Raw genomic sequence first — 22,590 nt, forward strand, 5'->3', positions numbered from 1 at the left:
CGGGGGCACCGGCTTCAGGGAGCGCGAAGCGAGTCCGCCATCGGAGTGATACCTCGATGGGGAACGGTGGGCTTAAAGCAGTCGTGCGGCCCGGGAACCGCGCGGGAAGGGCTATGCGTTGGCAGAGACTGCGATGGTGCTGCGCGGCAAGTTCGCGAATGTGGACCTGGATGCGCTGGTCGACAACCGGGTCGTGCGGACCTGGCTTTATTTCGGCATGTTCTGGCTGATGGTGACGCCATCCGTCGGCGTCATGATTTCGGGCACCTTCAACTACCCCGACTATCTCGGATCGGGGAACCTCGAGCTCACCTTCGGCCGGCTGCGCCCGGTCCACGTCAACGGTGTCATCTTCGGCGCCTTCTCGACGCTTTTCATCGGCCTTTGCTACTATCTCGTGCCGCGTCTGTCGGGGGTGCGGGTGATATGGTCGGAGTGGTCGGTTCTTCTCGCATGGGTCTGGAACGTCGCAACGCTTGCCGGTTTGGTCGGCTTGCTGCTCGGCGACAGTGACGGTTTGGAAGCCGGAGAGCTTCCGCTCTACGCGAAGGTCGCATTCTTCATCGTGGTGGCTGTTGCTACCGCGCAGTTCCTGATCACGATCAGTCGAAGGCTCGAGCCGGCGATCTATGTCGCGCTATGGTACCTGATCGCCACTTTCGTGTGGACGACAATGAACTTCGTGCTTGGAAGCTTCATCCTGCCATACACGATCTCGGGCATCAACAGCGCCGCCTTCCATGGCCTCTATCTCCACTACATCGTCGGGCTGTGGATAACGCCCGCGGGCTACGTGATCATCTACTATTTCCTGCCGGTCAGCGCGCGAAATCCGCTCTATGCCCATAAGCTCTCGCTGGTAGGCTTCTGGTCCCTGGCACTGTTCTACCCGTTCGTCGGCATTCACCATTACCTCTACAGCCCGATCGCGGACTGGGCCGAGACCTTGGCCATCGTCACGTCGATGCTGCTGATCATTCCGGTGTGGACGGTGCTGGTGAACTTCTTCGGCACCATGATGGGCAGGTGGCATGAGTTCGGCAGGAACTTGCCGGCGAAGTTCCTGATCATGGGCTCGCTCATGTATCTCGTCGGCTGCTTCCAGGGCTCGACCGAGGCGCTGCGGCAGCTGCAGCAGCCGACCCATTTCACCGATTTCGTCATCTCGCATTCGCATCTCACCGTGTTCGGCACCTTCGTCGTCTGGGCGATGGGGGGCCTCCTCTATACTTGGCCGCGGCTGTTCGGGCGCGAACTCTGGTCCTTCAAGCTCGGCAACTGGTCGTTCTGGCTGATCACCGTCGGCATCACGACCATGGGCCTGGTCCTCACAGCGGGCGGGCTGCAGCAGGGTTATCAATGGATGAATGGGGTCGAATGGCTCGACTCGCTCGTCTGGATGAAGCCCTACTGGCTGGCGCGGACCCTGGCAGGCATCAGCATGGATTTCGGTATGTCGCTGCTGGTGGTGAATCTGATGCTGACCGCACTGACCAGCCCGGCGACTGAGGCGCGACGCGCCCGCGGGCCGGTGGAGGCGCCTATCCCGGCCCCGGCGGGAGGGCCCGCGCAGTGAACGTTCGCTTCTTCGCGCTGTTCGCCGGCGTCTTCTGTATCACCCTTGCGGTGATCACGCAGGGCGTGCTGCCCTTCGTGGAGCCGTCCTCGCGAACTACGCGCGTGACCTCGGTGGTGCGCACGGATTTCGGCCAGCTGAAATGGACGGTTTCAGAGGCGGCGGACTACACCGAGCAGCAGCGTCGCGGCCGCAACATTTACCTGCGCGAAGGCTGCTGGTACTGCCATTCGCAATTCGTGCGGCCGGTGACCGGCGAGATCCGCCGCTGGGGACCGGTCAGCGAGGCGGGCGAATACGCCTATGACGTGCCGCACCTGTTAGGCACACGCCGGATCGGACCGGACCTGACGCGCGTCGGCCTGAAATACAGCGACGAATGGCACCTGGCGCACTTCTACAATCCGCGGATGCTGGTGCCGGACTCGATAATGGCGCCGTATCGCGGCCTCTTCCACGAGCCCGATGCAGCCGTCCGTATCGTTGACGACGGAGCTGGCAATCGGACCCTGGAAAGGACAGAGGCCACCAAAGGCCTGTTCGACTTCGACAGCAAGCAAGCGATCCAGCTGACGCCCAATGCGTACGGGTTGCTGTTCGTGCCGCTGAAGGCGCGCGAAAGAAAGCCGATCATCCTGACGCCGAACGACGAATACACAGGCGAAACCGTCAGCATCGCGGCGGAGACGGAATCGCTGGCGGCGCTTGTTTCCTACGTCCAGAAGCTCGGCACGAACCGGGGTAAATGGCGCGATCTTTTCGAGCCGCAAAGCCTGGAGGTCATGGATGCGACGATGCCGCGCTCCGAGGAATGGATTGCTTATGGCAAGGAAGTCTATGAGCGCCGCTGCATCGGTTGCCACGGTGCCAAAGGCGACGGCAACGGGCCGGCCGCCACCTTTATGTTTAACCAGCGGCCCAGGAACTTCACGTCCGCAGTCTTCAAGTTCAGATTGACAAAGGAGCCCCTGCCCACGGACGGCGACATGCTGCGCACCATTACCCGCGGCATCCGCGGCACGGCAATGCCCCCTTGGTACGAACTGCCGCTCAACGATCGGCTGGCGGTGATCCAGTACATCAAGTATGAGCTAGCGGTTGACCGTTCCAATCCCGCCAGTCCTTACGCTTTCTTCGTCGAGGAACCGCCTGGCCCACCGTTGTATATCGGGCGCCCGCCGACCCCGTCCCAGACGATGCTGGACCGTGGCAAGGAGGTTTGGCAGGTGGCGAAGTGCTGGGAGTGCCACGGCCAAGGTGGCAAGGGCGACGGCGAGAAGGCGGCCGGCCTCAAGGATGATATCGGGTTCGCCACCGTGCCGGCCGACCTCACCAGCGGCCAGTTCAAGTCTGGCCCGGCCGTCGAAGACATCTTCCGGACGATAACTACCGGCCTCAGCGGCACGCCGATGCCGTCCTATCGGGATGCCTTTCCGGACGAGGACCGGTGGGCGCTTTCCTATTTCGTGGTGGCGCTTTCCGCCTATAAAGACCCGCTCTCGCTGCAGCCGCTGTCGATCAAGAAGGAGGCCCGCGCGGCGCTGAACGATCTGGAACTGGTCGCTGACAAGCCGGAGCGAGCCTATGTGCCCGATCCGTCGGTGCCGGCGTCCGGCCCGCCAGCTCCGCCTGGCGAGGAACAGGCGCCCGCCGGAGGTTAGCGCATGCTCGGTTTTGAAGTCACCGGACCCTATGCGGGCGCCATGCTGATGAGCCTGGCGGCCCTGTTCTTGTTCATCTGGGGCGTCCTGTCCGGCGCGTTGAGCGGCACCGATAAAGCCGCCAACGGGTTTTTTGAAAGGGAAATGGAGAATGAGCGATCTGCAGAGCAGCGATCCGGAGAGCCCGACGCATCCGGAACTGGATGTGCGTCAAAGCTCGCACCCTGAACTGGAGGACTATGCCGGCGGCCTGATACAGGCGCGTGTGGGATTCATTCCGCTATGGCTTCTCGTCGTGTACGTGCTGCTGTTCGCCTGGGGGCTGTACTACATGTATGCTTATTGGGGCGGGCTCGGGCCCGGCCGTCTGTTCTAAGTAGGCGGTCCGCAAAGGCTGGTAAGACAGGAGTGATGGAGACCATGATAGCCAAAATTCTCCTTGGGGTCGCCGCATTGAACCTCCTTTTCCTGTGCTTCGAGCTGGCGATAAACGTGCTTCGTCTTTATTTCGGCTGACATAGGAGCAGCGGATGCTACAGGACACCGTCTTCAAGCTTGCTGACGCCGGCTTGCCGCAGATGCTTGGCTTCCTCATCTATGGCGGCTGCACCGTCGGCTTTATCCTCTTTCTTTTATATCTTGTGCGGCAATAGCGCCGCGTCCGCGCCACTGCGCAAACGCCAATGATCTACTACCTCGTGATCTTCACCGCTGGATTTGCAGGCAGCTTTCATTGCATCGGCATGTGCGGCGGCTTTGCCTGCGCGCTGGGCCGCGATCAGCGAGGGGGAGGCGCAACCGTCCTTCGCCACCTGCTCTATAATACCGGCCGATTGACAACCTATTGCTTTCTGGGCGGGCTCGCGGGCGCGATCGGTCAGGTCATCTGCAGCACGCAAGGTCTAACGGCGGCGCCGCTCTTGAACGGCTCCCTCGACATCGCCCAACGAATTCTCGCAATCGTCGCTGGCCTGCTCATGATTGCCATGGCGTTGCAGTTCTTCGGCTTGCTGCAGGTCTTTCATCGCCTTGCGATCGGATTTGGCGGCAGCACATTTGCATTGTCCCTGCGCGGTCTGTTGACGGCCCGGAGCAGCGCCGCACCGCTCGCCTTTGGCGTTTTCAACGGCTTCCTGCCATGTCCCCTGGTCTATGCCTTCGCCGCCCAGGCGGCGAGCACCGCCGGAGCGCTTCCCGGGTTTCTCGTCATGGCATCGTTCGGACTGGGAACCTTCCCCGCGATGTTGATGATGGGCGGCGTTGGCCGGATACTCGGGCCAGCCTGGCGGCGGCGCGGCGTGCGGCTGGCTGGTGGCTTTATTCTTTTGCTCGGCGTCATCACGCTCGGCCGTGGTCTCCTGCCTTCCGACGCGCATATCGGCCTTGCCTGGCTGGGCGGACATCCCGCATGACTGCGCATGGCAATATCCTCTGTAGCCATTGTTCGCTGCCCGTCGGCCTGCGCCCGATGGAGCGCAGGCTCAACGGTGAGGCTTGCGCGTTCTGCTGCTACGGCTGCTGCATCGCCTTTCAGGTGAAGAGCGGCAGACACGAAGAGTGGGAAGCCGCCTGGCTTCTGATCCAGCTCGGCGTGGGAGGCTTTCTCTCCATGAATATCATGATGTTCAGCCTCCTCCTCTATTCGGACGCGTTCACCGGCGTCGATGCGGGCGTGCTGCCGTGGATTCACTTTTTGCTCTGGATCTTCGCCACGCCGGCGGTGGTGATTCTCGGCGGACCCTATCTGCGCGACATGTGGCTCAATGGCATTCAGGGACGAGTGACGTCGTCGGCACTCATCGTGCTTGGCGTCGCTGCCGCTTACCTCTATTCGGCATTTGCCGTGTTCGAGGGCAGCACGCATGTCTATTTCGACACCGCCGTGATGGTGCTGATGCTATTCACAGTTGGCCGCTATCTCGAGGCTGTTGGCCGCGCCAGGGCGGCGCGCGACCTCGAACCACTTCTGGCCGCAGAAAGCGAGAGCGCGACCGCGGTCGATGGCGCGGCAGAGATCCGCCGTCCGGTGCGGGAGGTGACGGCCGGCATGCTGGTGCGGGTCCGGCCGGGCGAGCGCATTCCGGTCGACGGCGTGGTTGTCGAGGGGGAATCGAACACCGATGAAGCCGTGATTACCGGAGAAAGCCGGCAAGTGACAAAGCGCGCCGGCTCCAAGGTGATTGCCGGTAGTATCAATATCGACGGCCCGCTCCTGATCCAAAGCAGCGGTGACGGAACCGCAACCCGCTGGGCACGGATTTGCCGGTCGGTGCGCGAAGCGCTGGGCCGTCGCAGTCCAACCCAGCGCCTTGCCGATCGCGTCGTTGGCGTGTCCGTGCCGCTCGTCCTCGCCCTCGGCGGGCTGACGATCGTTTACTGGGCCCAGTCATTGCCGTTCGATCGGGCGTTGCTGACTGGCCTCTCGGTGCTGGTGGTTGCCTGTCCTTGTGCCGTCGGCCTCGCTGCTCCGATGGCGATATCGCTCGGCATCGGCCGGCTGGCGCGGCACGGCTGCCTCGTCCGCGACCCCGGCGTGCTCGAGACCCTCGCGCGTGTACGGTTGCTCGCCTTCGACAAGACCGGCACTCTGACGGCGGGCAAAGCGCGTCTCGTCGGCGTCGACCGCGAGGAGGTCGGCATCGACGAAGTACTGGCGCGCGCCGCCGGTCTGGAGCGCCATTCCGAGCATGGTCTGGCGCGGGCCATCGCGGCAGCCGCCGCTCAGCGGTGCATCTCGCCGCTCGTCACCCGCGAGGTCCGGACGGTTCCCGGCCGTGGCATCCGCGGCAGCGCCGAAGGCCGGCCCGTGGCGGCAGGGAACGGCAGATTGATGAATGATCTGGGCTGGCCGCTTCCCCCCTCGCTGGCCGAGCGTGCGCGGTCGCTGGAGGCGAGCGGTCATTCGGTGGTCTATGTCGGTTGGGGCGAGCGGGTTCACGCCGTGCTGTCGCTCGATGATTCGCCGCTTCCCGAGGCGCAGGCCGCGATCGCGGCCCTGCGTGAGCGCGGGCTCGACGCCACGCTGTTGACCGGCGACTTGGCGCAAGCGGCGGAGCGGATCGCGGCCCTGGTCGGGATCAAGGACGTCCAAGCGGGCCTTTCGCCGGAGGCCAAACGGCTGGCCCTGGATCGACTCCGCCATGACCACGATTCGGTGGCGATGGTCGGCGATGGACTGAATGACGGGCCGGTTCTGGCCGCCGCAGATGTCGGTATTGCCGTCGGCTCCGCCACCGATCTCGCCCGCGAGACTGCGGCGCTCGTGCTGCCTGCGGACGGGTTGTGGATGCTGCCCTGGATCGTCGACGTGGCCCGCGCGGTCCGCAGGACCATCTTGACCAACCTTATGTGGGCGTTCGGCTACAACCTCGTCGCCCTGACGTTCGCAGCATTCGGACTTCTGCAGCCAATACTTGCGGCGGCGGTCATGGCCGGCTCGAGCATCCTCGTGGTGGTGAATTCGCTGCGGCTGGAGCGGCTGCCCGATCCTGTTGCAACGCTGATCCCGGAGCAACGATCCGGCGCCGAGGCGGAGCGCGCCCAGGATGGTGCCGGCATTTCCGCAATGGCCGGCCCGGCCGTCGAGCGGAGTTGAGTTACGTTTCAGCCAAACACGTCGTGCGTGAAGGCGTCGTACCAGCCTTCCGCGGCGCGCGCAGCCTGCCGGCGGATATCGGCGCTCTCGCCCACCTTGCTGACGAAGCTGATGACGCTCTTGAGCTTCCCGTCGACGGGCTTGAAGCTGATGGCGTTGCTGAACGCATCGTCGGGCGCGAGATAGGTGTAGCAGGTGTTGAACAAATGCGCCGGGAAACGCGCTGATCCGGTGAGATCGGCCGCGATGGCAAAGGCGCAGGCTTTGGCCTGGCTGTTGGCGCAGAAGGCGGATTTCGGCATATCTCCGCCGATGATCGCGTCGCCGACCAGATGGACGCCGGGCTGCAGCGCCGATTCGAAGGTGACCGGATCGACCGGACACCAGCCCGACTGATTGGCGAGCCCTGCCTGCTGCGCCAAGCGCCCGGCCATTTGCGCCGGGATGACATTGGCCACCGCGGCCTTGAATGTTGCTCCCGCGGTGATCACCGACCGGGTCTTCGCGTCGATCGCCGTGACCCCGCCGGTGAACTGGGCCGGTAGCCATTCGATCATTCCCGGATAGTGGCGGTTCCAAGCGTCCTGGAACAGGTCCTGCGCGTTGAAGCTGTCTTTCGAATCGAGGATCAGAATTTTGGCCTTGGGTTTGCTGCGCTGGAAATAGGAGGCGATGAGCGAAGCGCGCTCATAGGGGGCGGGCGGACAGCGAAACGGATTCGGCGGGACGACGATGACGAATAGGCCGCCCTCCTCCATGCTTTCCAGTTGCTGGCGCAACAGCTTGGTTTGCGGCCCTGCATTCCAGCCGTGCGGCATGATCTCCATCGCAGCTTCGTCATAGCCCCTAAGCGCCCGATCCCTGAATGCGATGCCCGGCGCAACAACGAGACGGTCGTAGCTGAGCTTCGAACCGTTGTTCAGCGCAACGGTTTTCGCCGCCGGGTCAATTGCTTCAGCGGACTCATGAACGACGGTGATGCCGTATTGCCTTGCCAGCGCTTCATAACCATGGCTGAGCGATTTGAACGGGCGGAGCCCGGCGAGATAGAGATTGCTGAAGAAGCAGGTCGTGTAGCTCTGCCGCGGTTCGACCAGGATCACCTCGATAGCCGTGGCGCTGACGGCGAGATATCTGGCGACCGTTGCGCCGCCGATACCGCCGCCGATCACGACGACACGCGCCTTGGCCTGGCCCCGCGCCTTCGGCTGGTTGAGCGCCGTTAGCAACGCTGCTCCAGTCAGGCGGCCGAACTCGCGACGCGTCCAGAATTTCATGGCGCGCTACTTTCCCTGCGCTGCGACATAGCGCGCGACGCTCGCGATCTCCTCGTCGCTGAGCGACAGCGCGATAGCGTGCATGATGTGATTTGGACTCTCGCTCGCCCGGTAGGCAAGCAGGGCGTTGGTGAGCCTCTCCTCACCAAGCCGGATGATGCTGGGAACGCCTGTGCCGCCGCCATCGAGGCGATGGCAGGACGCACAGGTCGCGGCGAGTTGAGCGCCTTGATCGGCCCCCGCCGCCGCGCCGGATTGGCTGACGAGAAGCACGAGGCCCGTGGCAATCGCAGATCTCGCGACGGGGCGCATGCTGAATACCCGTCTGTTTCGGAGTTTTCCGGTCACGCTCCCACTCAACTTGTCACGCCATAATTCGCGCAGCTCGATTGCGTCGCCACCTCAACCGACCGTGAGCCGGTGCGACAACGTGTAGACGGCACCACCGTCCTCCTCCCAGACGAAATCGAGCCGGCCGCTCTCCGTCGCGCGCAGGGAAAATTCGAAGAACGGGTTAGCCGAAATCGCCTCGTGGAGATCGACGCTGAACACCACGGATTGGTTGTAGCGGCAGACAAACCTGTTGATGATCTTGCGCGGGATTACATTGCCTTGATCATCATGGCGTAGCCCTGTTTCCATCTCATGGCTGATGATGGTCTTGACCTGAAAAAACTCTCCCTTCGCGGCAGCGCTCGGCACGATCACGCGTGGTGTCGGGGTAGTCACTGTCTCTCTCCGATCTCAGGCACAGCCATCCGTGGCGACACGGACCCACGTCGTGGTCATCAGCAAATTGCCGTCATTCATTTCGGCGACAGCGACGACATGTTGCGGTTTGGCAAGACGGATGCGTGTCGACACGCGAGGTAGACTGCGTTGTGGGACGAAATGGAAACTGGCGACTTCGATAAGCGGGTTTCGCGGCGCGAACACGCGCATTTGCCTCACATGGTCGGCCTCAGTCATGGGGCTGTCGATGTAAAGACTCGTGGGTACGGTATAGCCGGTCGGGAAGTCCCTCGGCATTATCAGGTGAAGGCGATCCGATACCGTGGCCGTCCGTCCGGTGAGCTGTTCGACGAGATCCAGCGCTTCATCGTTCGCACGCGCGCTCTGCGGCGAGAAGAGCGCGACTCCGGCAAAGCCTGCACTCCCTGCGATCAACACATCGCGGCGCGTCAAGCTCATCGTCCCGGTCTCCAAACCCTGCCACCTCTTTAGGCCACCTTAAGAACACATCGGCGGCCGCAGGCAGCGCACTCGGACACATGAGTGCGGCAGCTTCTGCTAAATTTAGCACCGACAACCGCTGGGAGCAATCTCGCGGAAGTGCCCATGGACGTCCTTTAAACCAATGCATTCTGTTCAATAACGATATTCAACTATTCAACTTGCACGATGGAGTTTGCGGCGGCCTAAAACCAATAGAAGCGTTGGAAGTTCCTGCTCGACCGCTTCCAGCGAGAGATATCTCGCCGCCATCGGCCTGCTTGGCACAAGTGGATAGCCTCGGTACGTCATCGGAACCGGTCAATGCGAGCGAGTTCCTGATTGCCCTTTCGGTCTCGTTTAGATTCCTCGCCGCGATTCTTACCGGCCGTTGGGAGCACGCCGGCGGTTTCTGCGACTACCTAACTTCGTTTGCCGGCCTGATCGCTGGAGGCGTTTTTGCGGACCGCAGTCGGGATAGATGGTCACAGGCATTGCGGGAAAGAACGCTCTTGCGGGTTGTCGGATCTCTGATCACACTCTTGGCCTGCTATCAGATGCTCGAATTAACTGGAGCGCTCGAACCGCGCCAGCGCAATGTCTGATTTACAAGCATGCGCGACATTCATGATAAGGCTGAAAAAGGACGGGTTAGGGTCATGGACGCCGGTTCCGCCGAACGCCCGGTTTCTGGAAAGGAAATCGGCTCCCGAAGGTCTCGAGTGGGTCAAAGGCGTGAATTTGACGACATCACGGTCTCAATCAGCGCGGATAGAGATTTCAGTTTCGAACGGAAACGGGAAGCTGAAAGAGCTGGCGGAATTGCCGGTGCAATGAAAGAATCAGCCCAGCGAACTTTCAGCTCCGTCCAGGCGAAAAGGACGGAATTCGGCATTTGCATGCGATCTCGACATTTCGGAAATACACGTCGAGGGTAATCGACCTGCCTGGCAATCGAGTCATGCTGAGGTTGCCGCCGCTCGCGCAGGCGATCATTCCACAAAACAAGTTTAAGAAGCGGCTCCCCTAGCTTTGCGGCGGGGATAACCCATAAGTTCACTCTTTGTTCTTTTCCGAAAACGCGTGACGAGATATAGTCTGGCGTGGTCCTAAAACAGATTCCTCAGGGAGGCAGCGCGCAGATGACCATCCAGCCCACCAATACCATGCTGCAGGGGGACAGGATTCTCAATGAACCGACGATCAGCTGCCCAAGCTGCAAGACGGAAATCAAGCTCAATGAGTCGCTCGCCGCCCCTTTGATTGCCGCCACGCGTGAAGAATACGAAATGCGCCTGACGCAGAGCAAGGCATCGATGGCTGCCAGAGAAGAGGAGCTCAAGCGCCAGCAGGCCGAGATCGCCGCCGCCAAAGAGGAGATTGCCAACCAGGTGGCAGAGCAAATCAAGCTTGAGCGTGCCGGGATCGCGGTCGAGGAAGCCCGCAAGGCAAAATTGCTGCTTTCGGTAGACCTGGAGGACAAGGATAAGAAGCTTGCCGAGCTGGAGGCGACGTTGAAGGCGCGCGACGAAAAGCTCACCGAGGCCCAGCAGCAACAGGCGGAATTCCTGAAAAAGCAGCGTGCGCTTGACGATGAAAAGCGAGAGATGGCGCTGACCATCGAAAGGAAGATCCAGGAAGGATTGGACGCCGTTCGCGTCAAGGCGAGGTCGGAAGCCGAAGACGGCCTTAAAATGAAGGTTGCGGAAAAAGAAGAACAGATCGCCGGCATGCAGCGTCAGATTGAGGAGCTGAAGCGCCGTGCGGAACAGGGTTCCCAGCAGCTGCAGGGTGAAGTGCTGGAGCTCGAGCTGGAAGCCCTCATTGCCAGCCGGTTCCCGATGGACATCATTGAACCGGTTGCCAAGGGTGAGTTCGGCGGAGATGTTCTGCACCGCGTGGTCGGTCCGGCCGGCCAGCCATGCGGCGCCATTTTATGGGAGTCGAAACGCACCAAGAACTGGAGCCAGGGTTGGCTGGGGAAGCTCAGGGCCGATCAGCGGGCCGCAAAGGCGGATATCGCGCTTATGATCTCGGAAGCGCTGCCTCCCGGTGTGGAAACCTTCGATCTTCTGGACGGGGTCTATGTCGCCCATCCCAAATGCGCGATGCCGATCGCCATCCTGCTCCGGCAATCCCTTATCGAGCTGGCGAACTCCCGCCTCGCCCAGGACGGCCAGGCTACCAAAATGGAGCAGGTCTATGGCTATCTGACCGGTCCGCGGTTTCGCCATCGCGTCGAGGCCATCGTCGAAAAGTTCTCTGATATGCAGGAGGACCTGGCAAAGGAACGCAAGGCCACAACACGCCTGTGGGCCAAGCGGGAGGCTCAAATACAAGGCGTAATCGAGTCGACCGTCGGGATGTACGGCGATTTGCAAGGTATCGCTGGAAAGGTGATGCAAGAAATTGAGGGCTTGGAGGTTCTGGCCATCGAAGCATCTCTGCCCGATGCCGAATAGGCAATCGGCATGGAGCCAACAGAAAAACGATTGGCAATCTGGAACGGCTTGCCAGACGAACAGGGGACGGACCAACACGCGCACGACGCGGGATGCGTTGCCATGACCGCTGTGCAGAACAGGCATCGCAATAGTGCCCAATGCATTCGTTGCGTTTGGCGCCAACCGCCACTATGAAACGGACAATTTCGCCGACTGTCTTTCAAGCCGCCAGGAGAGTTTCGTGACAGAAGAAGCTGAAAGCAATGCCGACAACCTGATCGAACTCACTGCCGACGTCGTCTCGGCCTATGTCTCGAACAATCCGGTTCCGGTCGGTGACTTGCCGGCCCTCATCAGTCAGATCCACGCCGCATTGAAGGGCACCGGCGGCGGCGGTGCTGCGCCGGATAAGTCCGGGGCTCTCAAGCCTGCCGTGCCGATCAAGAAATCGGTCACTCCGGACTACATCGTCAGCCTTGAGGACGGGAAGAAGTTCAAGTCGTTGAAACGCCATCTCGCGACCCACTACAACCTGACGCCCGACGAATATCGCACCAAATGGGCCCTGCCAGCGGACTACCCGATGGTCGCGCCGAACTATGCCGCAGCGCGCTCGGCATTGGCCAAGACGATGGGGCTCGGCCGAAAGCCGAAAGAACCGGAAAAGGCGGCGCCGGTGAAGCGGACGCGCAAGAAGACCGCGGCCTGATTGCTGCAGATCCGTCGGCCTATGTAGCCCGGACACAAAATAGGCGGGAGTAACCAGCCTTCCACAGGCGAAGCTGGGCTGAACGGTACCAAGGGTTGCCGATCAGACACTCTCAAGTTTTGGTGCGAGAATAAAATCGAAAACGGGCTCGGGCTGGTCAGGCTTTGGCTCTGGCAAAATGGCCCGGGTAGTTACGGCCGCTTCGGCATATTCTGCAAGCGCGGCAGGTGTCATCCCGAGCGCAGTCTCAAAGAGCCGGCTCGGCACCGTCACCACCTGACGAAAAAGCGCGGCAGCTTTTGTCGCATGGCGCACGGCAGCGACCCGCTTTCCCTCGCGGATTTTCACCCCGGCTGCGGCCAGCAGGATCAGTCCTTTGAACAACAGGCGGTGCTGCGTGCTTCGTTTCGCAGCGTGCCAAAGAGGCTCCCAAGCCTCATGGGCTTCCCAGTAATAGCCGTGGTTGAAAAGGTCGATTCCCCATCGAAAGACATCCGAGCCCAGTGCTTTCGCAAGGGCGATGGTCACGGGCTCGTTTCGGTAGCTATGGCCCAAGGGGTCACGTACCGGATGTGGATGTTTGCCAGGCAGGTACGCATAGGTCGGAAAACTCTTTTCGGGCAGCAGGCGAGGACGAGACATCGGCCCAGCAAGCATGAAAGCGCGTTGATGGCAATTCATGTCACATGGAGCTGACGGCATAGGCTTCGTATGTCAGAGCTGAGGCCGTGGATGGGGCTGAGTTCCGGTTTCTGGAGATTTTCCTCCCAATTTCAGACTGCCTTTTTATGCGACTTTCGAAGCACAAATGAGGAACGTAGCCTGTCGCCATTGGTGGTTTGGAGAAGAATCGGACCACGGAGGCCGATAAAGGTCTGATGTCCAACAGGAGCGGTTAAGAGACGCCTGGATGTGAACGACATCGGAGTCCCCGCTCGGTTGTGCACCGAATTCCGGGAGATCAAAGCGAGCCTTCCGCTCGCAAGCAGCCACCTATCATTTCGTGACCCCTTTCGACTGCGATTGACACGCCGTGCGACCGTGAGCGGGCTGCCAAGTCCTCGATCATCTCCGTTGCTAGCCCTTTCGGGGCTGGAACCGGAACGATCCGCTCATGATAGTTGTCAGCGTCCAGCCTTTCGCCGCCGATGACAATGGGATGGAGATCGATCGACTGAAGGCGAGAGCTAGCATCGAAGCGGCACGTCGCGACAACGCTCTTCCAAACGTCCAGCGCACTCCACACCACCTCGCCCTCATTGAGATGGAAGAGAAAATTACCCAGCCCGAAGAAGATTGGTGCGCCGCGATAGATTTCCACAGGCTGCAGGACAGGAGCACCATGACTGACGAACACCCCTGCCCCGGCATCGACGCAGGCGCGCGCGAGCGACTGAACCCATTCTGGAACCTCCCGCCAGTTGGGCTCCCAATGATGATGGTGGAGGTAGGCGATGACGAAGGCACCCTCCGCGGCGGCCCGACGGATCGTCGAGAGGTGACTTTGCAGGCTCGCCTCGTCCACCAGGATCTGGCGCCTGTTCTTCGAGGAGCAGCAAAAGATCGTTCCGTAAAAATCGATCTCGTCAGTCGATTGAAGGTCAGGCGGATCGTGCGGCTGGGCATAGTTGCCCCGTTCCATTGGACTGCTTTGGAAGATGTCCTGAATGCCGGTCAGGCTCGCAAACACCTTGGGATCGACCTCAAATCGCCTCGAGACGTCAAGCCCGTTCACGCCGGGCCTCGCAGGACGTCGGTCCGTCGCGTCGGCTGCGTACATAGTCGCTGGGCCGGGTCCCGCGTCCATGGCAACAAGCGCCACCCGTCTCGTGCCGAAGGTTTTCATTCCCGGCCGACGCGCATCCGCGGCATCGACACCGATGCCAGCGTGAAGGAATCCTCTCTCCGCCACCTCTTCGAGCGTCGACAGAACGCCGGGGGGGCCGAGGTCGAAGGCATGGTTGTTGGAAAGCGCCAGGGCGTTGAACCCGATGTCCTTCAGCGCATCCAGCACGGCAGGTGCCGAACAGCCGAAGTAGGAACCCTTCATCGGCCATCCACCATGCCGGCCGAACACCGTCGTCTCGAAATTTGTAAAGGCGATATCAGCTTGCCGGATCAGCGCCTTGATCGCGGCAAATCCGTCGTCCGAGACCTGCCGAACATCATGATGAATGAGAGATTGCCCGGTCAGGACGAGCGTGAACGGTAAAGACATAGTGGCGTACCTTGGAGATGAATTTAGGAAGTGGCGGCCCAAAGGCCGCCGGAAGTCGCTGGGGAGCGGTCACTTTGCGAGCTGCGGGGAAATATCCACGCCGAACCACTTCTGGCTGATCCTGCCGAGCGCGCCGTCCTTGACGCTCGCTTCGATGGCCTTGTCGAAGGCTTCGACGAGATCGGCGTCCTCCTTGCGAAGACCGACACCGACGCCGGGGCCCCAAGTGCCGCCTGAAAGCTGCGGGCCGAAAAATTCGACCGCCTTCCCCTCCGGCGTGTCGAGGAACCGCTTCCACACCAAACGGTCTCCCAAGCCTCCGTCGATACGTTCGGATGTGAGGTCGAGCTTGATATTCTCCTGGCTGTCATAGCTGCGCACCTCCGCAAGATCGCCGAAGAGTTCCTGGACGACCGCCTCCGAATTGGACGAGCGAAGGACACCGAGGGTCCTGCCCTTCAGGTTTTCCCTCAGTTTTTCGATGATCTCCTTCTTCGCCGCGTCGATGTCCGTCAGGTTCAGTTTCGCATTGATGTCGCTGGGGGGCAGGCCGAGCCCCCGGCGCATGACGATTTGGTTCGGCGCCGCCGCATAGGGAATGGAGAAGGCGATCGATTTCTTGCGCTTTTCCGTGATCGACATGCCGGCGATGATCGCGTCGTATTTCTTCACGAGAAGGCCGGGGATGATCCCATCCCAGTCCTGGGCGACGAAGGTGCATTGCAGCTTCATCCGAGCGCAGAGCTCGTTGCCGACGTCGATGTCGAAGCCGACGAGCGCGCCGTTCTCGTCGATATAGTCCCACGGCGGTGAGGCTCCTTCCGAGGCAATGGTGATCCCTGTGCGCTCTCCGGCATGGGCGAGGCTGGCAACCAGCAGGAAAGCCGCGAGGGCGCAACTCAGATGTCGTTTCATGTTATTCCCCTTCTTCTTGGTTCGGTTTCGATTGTGGTGCGACGTCTATCCGTCGCAGGCTCTCCCGCAGGCCGCAGGCGACGCCCGTTTCGTCCGTGTTCCAGGCTTCGGCGAGTTCCGGCAGCGTGATGCGGTCCGCGCAGGAAGAGCCGAGCAGGACCGCTTCGTCCCCGAGCATCGCTTCGGGAATATCCGTGACATCGATGCGAAGATGTTCGAGATGGATGGGCGGCACGATGGGCGCGCGCCGTCGCTTGACGAGCACCGAAGCCGAGGAACCGAGGTATCGCGGCACCCCATGCCCCCAACCGATCCCCAGCACCGCCAGACGCATGGCCGGGTGGTATCCCGGCAGGCCCGGAGGCGCCCCCATGCTGTCGTGGCACGTTTTGACGCGACGATACGCGCCTTGATCGCCGACAGGGCCGGGCGGATGGGCAGGGTTCGGCTCCCGGTGCGAGAACGGGTCATTCCGAAGAGGAGCGCACCGGGATCGACCGCATCCATGTCGAATTCCGGGTGGTGAAGCAGGCTTTCGCTGCTTGAGACCATGACGGTTGCGGGAAGGCGCCCCTTTGCCTTCAGCTCTTCGAGAAGCGGCGTCAGGCGTGCAACCTGCGCCAGCGCCGAGGAGCCGGCGTCGCCGAACTCGTTGAGATGGGCATAAAGACCGTCAACGGCGACATTGCCTTCAGAAGCGCACAGATCGATCAGACGTTGGAGGTCGGAAGGAGCCACACCAGCGCGCCAAAAGCCCAGATCGACCTTCACGAAAACCTTGAGCGACGCGCCGGTCGCAAGCCAGCCGGCCAAGTCCTCCTCACCGGAAATCGAAATCGTCAAATCGAGATCCCGGGCAAGATCGACAGCGTTCGGCCCAATGCCCGGATACATGAGGATGGGTTTTCCCGGCGCCGCTTTTCGTACGGCCAGAGCGTCGGCGATCGACACCACGCCGAAGGCGTCGGCGCCCGCCGCGGACAAGAGAGACGCGACCTTCCCCGCCCCGCATCCATAAGCGTCCTGTTTCAGGCAGGCGAAGACTTTTGCGTCGGGGTCGATCACCGCCCGGATGGCGCGATAGTTGGAGGCGATGGCCGACAAGTCGATTTCACGCCATGCAGTCTCGCAGAGCGGCAATGGGTTTTGACGAGGACTATTGTTCATGGGCCACCTGCTGCAGGGCGACCCGACAAGGGTGTATTTTTACCCGTGGCGCGCCATTCAACCGGGCTTCCAGCGCATGGAAGAAGCTGGTCAGGAGGAATGTTAGGCCGAGATAGAGCACGCCGGCGGCAATGAAGATCTCGTAGGGTGCAAAGGTTTCCGAAACCAGTTTTCGCGAAAGGCCGGTGATCTCCAGCAAGGTCACGGTGCTGGCGAGCGACGTCGCTTTCACGAGGCTGATAACCTCATTGGCATAGGAGGGAAGCACGCTTCGAAAGGCGATTGGGAAGATGATCCGGCGCTTGATCTGCAACGGCGACATGCCCACCGCTTGCGCCGCCTCGATCATCCCAGTGGCCACGGCCTGGATCCCGCCGCGAAAAATCTCCGCCGTGTAAGCAGCGCCGTTCAGGGAAAAGGCAAGCAGGCAGCACCAGAAAGGATCGCGCAGCAGGACCCACAGGACGCTCGAGCGAATGGCCCCGATCTGGCCGAGGGCGTAATAAATGATGAAAAGCTGGACGAGCAGCGGCGTGCCGCGAAACACATAGGTATAGGCGAGTACAGGCAGGGACAACCACCGCCGAGACGACGCGCGCATGAAGGCCAGAGGTACAGCAAGGACGAGGCCCGCAAGGAGCGATGCGAATGTCAGGAGGAGCGTCAGCGGAATGCCGCGGGCTAGAGTGACCGTGCTGGCGAGGAGAAGCGTAATATCCATGATAACGTTCCTCAGTGTCCGGGAAGGGCAAAACGCCGTTCGAGCAGGTTGAAGACCAACAACGCAAGACTCGTCAGCGCGAGATAGAGGGCCGACGCGGCGAGATAGAACGTCAGCGGCGCCCGCAACGAGCCCGCGCCGATGGCGGCGACTCGCATGATGTCCGTCAGCCCGACGATCGAGATCAGCGACGTTTCCTTGACAAGAGAGATCGACTGGTTAGCAAGTGCCGGCAGAGCGATGCGCAGCATCTGTGGAAGGATGACCAACAGCCAGTTCTGCCACGGATGCAGCCCGAGCGAGCGGGCCGCCTCGATCTGTCCCGTCGGTATGCTGAGCACCGCTCCTCGGAAAATTTCTGCCGTATAGGCGCCGAAGACGACGGTGAGGGAAACGACCCCGGCGAGGAACGCGTTGACCTCGACATAACGACCGAAGAAGGCGCTGATGGCGACCGTTCCGCCGAAATAAATCAGCAGGATGATGATGAGTTCGGGCACGCCGCGAATGATCGTCGTGTAGAAACCGACCACGAGGCTTAACGCCCTCCACCGCGACAATCGCCCAGCCGCGGCAAGCAATCCGAGCGCCATGCCGAGCACGCCGCTGACAAGCGCCAGCAGTACGGTAGTCTTCAGTCCGCTGACGAACTGCACCACGAACCCGTCCATGCGCGAACTCCTTCTATCGGTGTGAAGCGAGAAAGCCGCGAAGGCGGCTGGAGACGGGAGAGGTGAAGAATTCCTGCGGCGGGCTTTCCTCTTCGATCAGCCCGCGGTGCATAAAGGCTGCCCGCGTCGATACCTCCCGCGCGAAAGCCAGTTCGTGAGTGACGATCACCATCGTGCGCCCCTCCTCCGCAAGCGCAGCCATGACGCGCAGCACTTCGCCCACCAGTTCCGGGTCCAACGCAGAGGTCGGCTCGTCGAAGAGCAGCACGCGTGGCTCCATCGCCAGCGCGCGGGCAATCGCCACGCGCTGCTGCTGGCCGCCGGAGAGATGGCGGGGATGGGCGTCCGCCTTGTCGGAGAGCCCGACCTTGGCGAGGTAGTGACGCCCGAGATCGGCGGCCGCATTGCGCCGGATACCCTTGACGAGGATGGGGCCTTCCGTGACGTTCTCAAGCGCCGTCTTGTGGGGCCAGAGATGAAAGTTCTGGAAGACCATGCCCATCGACGTCCGGATCCGCTGGACCTGCCGATGGTCGGTGGCGCTGGACTGGCCTCCCCGCTGCGATGCAGCTCGGATCGCCAGCTTCTCACCGTGGATCCAAATGTCGCCGCGGTCGGGGACCGTCAGGAGATTGAGGCACCGGAGAAGCGTGCTCTTGCCCGAGCCGCTGCTGCCAACGATCGAGAGAATCTCGCCTGGCCGGACGTTGAGATCTACGCCACGCAGGACATCGTTGCCGCCAAGGCGCTTTTCGATGCGCTCGGCGCGGATGCCGTGCGGCTGGTGAAACATCGGACCGCTCGGCATCAGGCACTCCGCGCTGGAGACTGCGTGCCGCCGATACGAGCCACGGGGAATGCTGGACACGGCAAAGCCCTTGCTGCGCGCATGGAGCGGCACCACCCTTTTGCTTTCGGTTGTCGATGTGTAGGAGCGCCCCTTTGCTCCGGTGGCGCCGAGCGCCTTCGGAACGACGTCTTAACCTCAGAATTGCCTGCGAGCTTCCCGAGGTCAATTTATAAGCGAAATTATTTTTCGATAAGTTCAGCTAATATGGTCCAATGTCGTCTCAACGCGAATGACCGTCCCCTAGCGCTGCAGCAAGCAATCGGCGTGGCGCAATCGGCATAACGGTATAAGTTGATCTTTGTACGGGAAAGGCGGCAATCGGCAGCCGCACGGAAGCCTCATCATGGTGGAAATCTCGAAAACAGGCATCACGCTCCGCCAGCTTCAGCTCCTGCGCGAGGTCGTCAGGTCGGGCTCGGAGCGGGCTGCTGCCAAGGTGCTCGAAATCACCCAGCCGGCCGTCAGCCAGCAAATTCGGATATTGGAGGGTCTGCTCGGAGTGCAATTGTTCGTGCGTGACAAGGGGCGGCTTCTTCCGACCGCCCAGACGATGACCCTTTTTCGCGATACCGACGCAACCTTCGTTCAGATGGAGAGGATTGCCAAGACGGTCGCGTCTCTCAAGGGTGTCGATAGCGACACGATCAGCATCGCGGCGCCGCACGTCTTCTCGCTCCGACTTCTTCCGGAGGCTTTTTGCAAGCTGCGCTCACGTCAGCCGATCGCAGGGATTGTTCTCAAGTCGGGCACCTACCCGGACGTGGCGGACCACGTGCTGGAGGGACGCGCCGACCTCGGAATTGCGCGGCTGCCGCTGGACGGCAACGTCTTCGACTGGTGCCCGGCGACTACCGCAACCAATGTTTACATCTTCCCCCGTGGCCACCGGTTCACCTAAAAGGACATCATCAGGCCGGAAGACCTCGTAGGGGAACCGCTTGCGGATGTCGAACCCCGGATGCAATCCCACCTCATGAATGAGAACGCCCTGAGATACATGGGGGCGGAACCGCATCTGGCGATACAGGTCGATGTCATCGGTCAAGAGGTCAGTTTCGTCGCCGCAGGCCTAGGCATTTCAAGCAGCAACACCTTTGCCGCCCGGCAGTTTGCGTTCTTTCCTGTAGAAGTCCGCCCCTTTGAGCCAAGCGCGCTCTATCATTACGTCGTGTTCTGGCAAAAAGGCCGGCGGTTGGGCACACTGCTTCAGGAAGCAATGAATGTGCTCGTCGAGTGCGCGCAGGACCGGCCGGAACGTCCTGATTTGTAAAGCCGCAACATCCTGCCTTGAGGGGATTCGAATCGCAGACCGTGTAGATGCAGCAGGTCGAAACCGGCCTCGGGTCATTTTGGACTGCATCTTTTGCGACGTTCAGCGAAACAGCGCCATAACGGCTTTGCTCATATCCCACTCATTCGCCGTCCGCGATAGCCTCGTCGTCGCGACGATCCTAGGCTGAGTCACCGTCCAAGCCGTGCCGGTGCTATTTGGTTGCGAGCCGTAAGATTTTCGCGAATTCTTGAAAAATCCTTCCAGCGCTTTTTCCGACTCTGCAGAATGCCGGCTTGAGGGGGATATGAGCGACTCATCGACACCAGATGGACTCATGCTTCGCCCCGTGCCGCTTACCTCGGTACGGGAGAGAGATGGTCGTCCGTATACGCGATTTGACGACGTCGAAGAGGAAATCGCCGAAGTCCTTCAGCGAGGCTATGCTTGGTGACCCAAAGGCGATCTTCTACCTCGTCGACCAGGCAGGAATCGAGGGAACCGTCTCGAAACGAGCCGACAGCAAATATCGCAGCGACCCGACGTCGAACTGGCTGAAGACAAAGAGCTGGACGATCGACGAATTTGAGCTGCTCGGCGTCAAGCGCGAGCGAGGCGAGGCGGCATTCGCCTGTTTGGCCGAGCCGGGCACCGGGAAATACCGCGGTTCTGCCTTCATCACCTTCGGCCGCGACATGAAGGATCGGCTGTGGAAACGCGTCCCGGAGCATGCTGGGCCGAGGCCAGAGGCCGTCAAGGAGAGGCCGGCCGCGGAGTGGGTCAAACCTGGTGTAAAGCTACGCGTCAAGCATCTTCGTGGCGACCACAGCCACATAAGTCATGCGTCACTGCTGGGTTTCGGGATGAGACTAGAGAGGCCGGCCGGCGCGGATCATGGCGCGGGCGATCGCAAGCTGCGCCTCGCGCCTTGGCGTTTCGCCCCCCGGTCTTCCAGCTTGATCGCGGCTTGCCGACGGGCCTGGGAAATACCCCGAACGTCAATTTCGGTCCGGGGTCCGGCTCAAGCCCATCAACCCAACGAACGTGTGTCGGTCCGTGATCTCGTCGATTGCACAAAGGCGATTACACTGGCGATCGAGCATTGGTGCCGGTGAAAACGTAGGCGCGCACCGAAGAGTTGTCGCTATGCTGTCCGTCGATCTCAAACATCTCGATCAGGAATCTGCCGCCTCGGGCGCGGTTGCAACGCTAGCCGGTCTCTGTAGTTGCGCGCAACGCGCGGGGGCGGCTCAGCCATCTCTGGCGACTAGCAGGAAAGGTTCGCGCTCCGGTGTCGTCACCGAAAAGCCCGCCGGGCCGACTGCGGTGAAAAAGCGATGGAATATCTCGATGAAGACACGCACGAAGAGCGGCTTTGCCGAGCCGTACATGTCGGCGACGATCAGTGTCGGCGGCGGCAATTCATCGAAGATCGGCTTGCGGACGATGTCGTCGCCATCCGCGGTGGCACGGCCGATCGGCCGCATGTTGAGGACGGCCATGCCGAAGCCCGAAGCGACGGCCGAGCGGACCGTTTCATAGGAGCGCGTGCGAAAGCGCACTTCCGGCCGTTTCGCCAGCACGTCGAACAGGGTCAGAAGATAGGTCGCCGTGTGCGGCAGGTCGAGCAGCACCAGCGGCCGTGCCGCCAGTTCCGCCAGCCAGATGCCGTCGCGCGCGGCGAGGGGGTCGTCCGCATTGAGCACGGCATGCGCCGGCACTTTGCAGATGCGGGTGACGCTGTCGATGCCGATCGGGCCGATGTCGTAGAGAATGGCGAGATCGATATGGCCGGCGACAAGCCGTTCCTGCAACTGGACCTGGTCGGCCTCGACAAGGTCGATCTCGACATCGCCGACGCTGTCGAGATAGCTGCGCAGCATCTCCGGCATGAACAGGGCGCCGAACGGCTCGAAGCAGCCGATGCGCAGGACCTTCGGCATGCGCCCGCTGAGATCGCCTATCGACCGGTTGAACTCCGTTTCCGCCGCCAGCATGATGCGGGCGGCGGCGACGAAGCGTTGGCCGGCCGGCGTGATGGAGACGCCGCGCGCCGGCCGCCTGTCGAAAATGCGCGCCCCCATCCCGGCCTCGGCCAGCGTGATCGCCGCCAGGATGGAGGATTGCGAGATGTAAAGCGATCTGGAGGCCGCCAGCACGCTGCCGAGGCGGGCGACTTCGCAGACATAGCGCAACTGCCGGATGGTCAGGTTCATGGCTCTTGTTACATTAAATAACGAATGTTCCCCACAACAATACATTTTATAGTGACGAAGAAACCCGCCAGATTGCCCGGGCTGACAA

General features: G+C 61.5%; 21 protein-coding genes and 3 pseudogenes. 11 read left to right on the plus strand and 13 right to left on the minus strand.

Going from position 1 to position 22,590, the window contains the following annotated elements; genetic code table 11:
• Nucleotides 1-133: 133 nt before the first annotated feature.
• The 6 genes from NKJ94_RS23805 to NKJ94_RS23830 all read left to right on the plus strand — a co-directional run bounded on the left by NKJ94_RS23805 (nt 134) and on the right by NKJ94_RS23830 (nt 6,832).
• Nucleotides 134-1,576, plus strand: coding sequence for a cbb3-type cytochrome c oxidase subunit I (locus tag NKJ94_RS23805; RefSeq protein ID WP_352528450.1), 1,443 nt, complete (start codon nt 134-136; stop codon nt 1,574-1,576).
• Entirely contained in the window at nt 1,573-3,237 is a 1,665-nt protein-coding gene (locus tag NKJ94_RS23810) for a cbb3-type cytochrome c oxidase subunit II (protein WP_352528397.1), read from the plus strand. The genes NKJ94_RS23805 and NKJ94_RS23810 overlap by 4 nt, the downstream gene beginning before the upstream one ends.
• A 151-nt stretch (nt 3,238-3,388) precedes the next feature.
• Nucleotides 3,389-3,613 carry a hypothetical protein gene (locus NKJ94_RS23815; protein WP_352528399.1) on the plus strand — a complete coding sequence of 75 codons (225 nt, stop codon included), beginning with the start codon at nt 3,389-3,391 and terminating at the stop codon, nt 3,611-3,613.
• Between the two features lie 154 nt (nt 3,614-3,767).
• The gene (locus tag NKJ94_RS23820) at nt 3,768-3,890 is read left to right on the plus strand and encodes a hypothetical protein (RefSeq protein ID WP_352450399.1); all 123 of its coding nucleotides are present in this window, start codon (nt 3,768-3,770) and stop codon (nt 3,888-3,890) included.
• A gap of 30 nt (nt 3,891-3,920) precedes the next feature.
• Entirely contained in the window at nt 3,921-4,649 is a 729-nt protein-coding gene (locus NKJ94_RS23825; RefSeq protein WP_352528400.1) for a sulfite exporter TauE/SafE family protein, read from the plus strand.
• Between the two features lie 56 nt (nt 4,650-4,705).
• Nucleotides 4,706-6,832 carry a heavy metal translocating P-type ATPase gene (locus NKJ94_RS23830; RefSeq protein ID WP_352528452.1) on the plus strand — a complete coding sequence of 709 codons (2,127 nt, stop codon included), beginning with the start codon at nt 4,706-4,708 and terminating at the stop codon, nt 6,830-6,832.
• Between the two features lie 8 nt (nt 6,833-6,840).
• Here NKJ94_RS23830 and NKJ94_RS23835 read toward each other — a convergent pair whose 3' ends face one another.
• From NKJ94_RS23835 to NKJ94_RS23850, 4 genes are read right to left on the minus strand one after another with little or no spacing between them, the layout of a single operon-like run.
• A complete protein-coding gene (locus NKJ94_RS23835) occupies nt 6,841-8,109 on the minus strand; it encodes an NAD(P)/FAD-dependent oxidoreductase (RefSeq protein WP_352528402.1) in 1,269 nt (422 codons plus the stop codon).
• A 6-nt stretch (nt 8,110-8,115) separates the two neighbouring features.
• Nucleotides 8,116-8,457 (minus strand): c-type cytochrome, encoded by a 342-nt coding sequence (locus NKJ94_RS23840; RefSeq protein WP_352528404.1) that lies wholly within the window; start codon nt 8,455-8,457, stop codon nt 8,116-8,118.
• 54 nt (nt 8,458-8,511) lie between these two features.
• Entirely contained in the window at nt 8,512-8,838 is a 327-nt protein-coding gene (soxZ, locus tag NKJ94_RS23845) for a thiosulfate oxidation carrier complex protein SoxZ (RefSeq protein ID WP_352528406.1), read from the minus strand.
• Nucleotides 8,839-8,853: 15 nt separating this feature from the next.
• Nucleotides 8,854-9,300 (minus strand): thiosulfate oxidation carrier protein SoxY, encoded by a 447-nt coding sequence (locus NKJ94_RS23850; protein ID WP_352528408.1) that lies wholly within the window; start codon nt 9,298-9,300, stop codon nt 8,854-8,856.
• A 283-nt stretch (nt 9,301-9,583) separates the two neighbouring features.
• On the opposite strand from NKJ94_RS23850, the pseudogene NKJ94_RS23855 reads away from it, so the two are divergent.
• From NKJ94_RS23855 to NKJ94_RS23865, 3 genes and pseudogenes are all read left to right on the plus strand, one after another.
• Nucleotides 9,584-9,926: pseudogene (locus NKJ94_RS23855) on the plus strand (sulfite exporter TauE/SafE family protein); the annotation flags it as partial.
• Between the two features lie 537 nt (nt 9,927-10,463).
• Nucleotides 10,464-11,783: a DUF2130 domain-containing protein gene (locus NKJ94_RS23860; protein WP_352528410.1), complete on the plus strand. Its 1,320-nt coding sequence runs from the start codon at nt 10,464-10,466 to the stop codon at nt 11,781-11,783.
• A gap of 223 nt (nt 11,784-12,006) precedes the next feature.
• Nucleotides 12,007-12,474 carry a Ros/MucR family transcriptional regulator gene (locus NKJ94_RS23865; RefSeq protein ID WP_352528412.1) on the plus strand — a complete coding sequence of 156 codons (468 nt, stop codon included), beginning with the start codon at nt 12,007-12,009 and terminating at the stop codon, nt 12,472-12,474.
• 102 nt (nt 12,475-12,576) lie between these two features.
• Here the strand turns inward: NKJ94_RS23865 and NKJ94_RS23870 are convergent, their stop codons facing one another.
• The 8 genes and pseudogenes from NKJ94_RS23870 to NKJ94_RS23905 all read right to left on the minus strand — a co-directional run bounded on the left by NKJ94_RS23870 (nt 12,577) and on the right by NKJ94_RS23905 (nt 18,959).
• A complete protein-coding gene (locus tag NKJ94_RS23870; RefSeq protein WP_352528414.1) occupies nt 12,577-13,002 on the minus strand; it encodes a DUF309 domain-containing protein in 426 nt (141 codons plus the stop codon).
• Between the two features lie 433 nt (nt 13,003-13,435).
• On the minus strand, nt 13,436-14,692 hold the full coding sequence (locus NKJ94_RS23875) for a CapA family protein (RefSeq protein WP_352528416.1): 1,257 nt from the start codon (nt 14,690-14,692) through the stop codon (nt 13,436-13,438).
• Nucleotides 14,693-14,761: 69 nt separating this feature from the next.
• Nucleotides 14,762-15,607: a transporter substrate-binding domain-containing protein gene (locus NKJ94_RS23880; protein ID WP_352528418.1), complete on the minus strand. Its 846-nt coding sequence runs from the start codon at nt 15,605-15,607 to the stop codon at nt 14,762-14,764.
• 1 nt (nt 15,608) lies between these two features.
• Nucleotides 15,609-15,980: an alanine racemase C-terminal domain-containing protein gene (locus tag NKJ94_RS23885; RefSeq protein WP_352528420.1), complete on the minus strand. Its 372-nt coding sequence runs from the start codon at nt 15,978-15,980 to the stop codon at nt 15,609-15,611.
• Nucleotides 15,981-16,087: 107 nt separating this feature from the next.
• Nucleotides 16,088-16,774: pseudogene (locus tag NKJ94_RS23890) on the minus strand (alanine racemase); the annotation flags it as partial.
• Nucleotides 16,764-17,495, minus strand: a complete 732-nt coding sequence (locus NKJ94_RS23895) for an ABC transporter permease (protein WP_352528422.1) — start codon at nt 17,493-17,495, stop codon at nt 16,764-16,766. The gene NKJ94_RS23895 and the pseudogene NKJ94_RS23890, both read right to left, overlap by 11 nt.
• 11 nt (nt 17,496-17,506) lie before the next feature.
• The gene (locus NKJ94_RS23900; RefSeq protein WP_352528424.1) at nt 17,507-18,166 is read right to left on the minus strand and encodes an ABC transporter permease; all 660 of its coding nucleotides are present in this window, start codon (nt 18,164-18,166) and stop codon (nt 17,507-17,509) included.
• A gap of 13 nt (nt 18,167-18,179) precedes the next feature.
• Nucleotides 18,180-18,959 (minus strand): ATP-binding cassette domain-containing protein, encoded by a 780-nt coding sequence (locus tag NKJ94_RS23905; RefSeq protein WP_352528454.1) that lies wholly within the window; start codon nt 18,957-18,959, stop codon nt 18,180-18,182.
• Between the two features lie 400 nt (nt 18,960-19,359).
• Between NKJ94_RS23905 and NKJ94_RS23910 the strand changes: the two are divergent.
• Together NKJ94_RS23910 and NKJ94_RS23915 are read left to right on the plus strand one after the other, a co-directional pair.
• A pseudogene (locus NKJ94_RS23910) lies at nt 19,360-20,286 on the plus strand (LysR family transcriptional regulator).
• A gap of 377 nt (nt 20,287-20,663) precedes the next feature.
• Nucleotides 20,664-21,401 (plus strand): hypothetical protein, encoded by a 738-nt coding sequence (locus NKJ94_RS23915; protein WP_352528426.1) that lies wholly within the window; start codon nt 20,664-20,666, stop codon nt 21,399-21,401.
• Nucleotides 21,402-21,536: 135 nt separating this feature from the next.
• On the opposite strand, the gene NKJ94_RS23920 is transcribed toward NKJ94_RS23915, so the two are convergent.
• Complete coding sequence (locus tag NKJ94_RS23920) at nt 21,537-22,502, minus strand: LysR family transcriptional regulator (protein WP_352528428.1); 966 nt, start codon at nt 22,500-22,502, stop codon at nt 21,537-21,539.
• Nucleotides 22,503-22,590 lie beyond the last annotated feature (88 nt).

The organism is Mesorhizobium sp. M0060 (assembly GCF_040323155.1).
In the GTDB taxonomy this organism is placed as follows: domain Bacteria; phylum Pseudomonadota; class Alphaproteobacteria; order Rhizobiales; family Rhizobiaceae; genus Mesorhizobium.

Coding starts and splice junctions, on each gene's coding strand:
- NKJ94_RS23805 (WP_352528450.1), top strand. CDS start 134: ATGGTGCTGCGCGGCAAGTTCGCGAATGTGGACCTGGATGCGCTGGTC.
- NKJ94_RS23815 (WP_352528399.1), top strand. CDS start 3,389: ATGAGCGATCTGCAGAGCAGCGATCCGGAGAGCCCGACGCATCCGGAA.
- NKJ94_RS23820 (WP_352450399.1), top strand. CDS start 3,768: ATGCTACAGGACACCGTCTTCAAGCTTGCTGACGCCGGCTTGCCGCAG.
- NKJ94_RS23825 (WP_352528400.1), top strand. CDS start 3,921: ATGATCTACTACCTCGTGATCTTCACCGCTGGATTTGCAGGCAGCTTT.
- NKJ94_RS23830 (WP_352528452.1), top strand. CDS start 4,706: ATGGAGCGCAGGCTCAACGGTGAGGCTTGCGCGTTCTGCTGCTACGGC.
- NKJ94_RS23835 (WP_352528402.1), bottom strand. CDS start 8,109: ATGAAATTCTGGACGCGTCGCGAGTTCGGCCGCCTGACTGGAGCAGCG.
- NKJ94_RS23850 (WP_352528408.1), bottom strand. CDS start 9,300: ATGAGCTTGACGCGCCGCGATGTGTTGATCGCAGGGAGTGCAGGCTTT.
- NKJ94_RS23860 (WP_352528410.1), top strand. CDS start 10,464: ATGACCATCCAGCCCACCAATACCATGCTGCAGGGGGACAGGATTCTC.
- NKJ94_RS23875 (WP_352528416.1), bottom strand. CDS start 14,692: ATGTCTTTACCGTTCACGCTCGTCCTGACCGGGCAATCTCTCATTCAT.
- NKJ94_RS23880 (WP_352528418.1), bottom strand. CDS start 15,607: ATGAAACGACATCTGAGTTGCGCCCTCGCGGCTTTCCTGCTGGTTGCC.
- NKJ94_RS23885 (WP_352528420.1), bottom strand. CDS start 15,980: ATGGGGGCGCCTCCGGGCCTGCCGGGATACCACCCGGCCATGCGTCTG.
- NKJ94_RS23895 (WP_352528422.1), bottom strand. CDS start 17,495: ATGGATATTACGCTTCTCCTCGCCAGCACGGTCACTCTAGCCCGCGGC.
- NKJ94_RS23900 (WP_352528424.1), bottom strand. CDS start 18,166: ATGGACGGGTTCGTGGTGCAGTTCGTCAGCGGACTGAAGACTACCGTA.
- NKJ94_RS23905 (WP_352528454.1), bottom strand. CDS start 18,959: ATGTTTCACCAGCCGCACGGCATCCGCGCCGAGCGCATCGAAAAGCGC.
- NKJ94_RS23915 (WP_352528426.1), top strand. CDS start 20,664: ATGGTCGTCCGTATACGCGATTTGACGACGTCGAAGAGGAAATCGCCG.
- NKJ94_RS23920 (WP_352528428.1), bottom strand. CDS start 22,502: ATGAACCTGACCATCCGGCAGTTGCGCTATGTCTGCGAAGTCGCCCGC.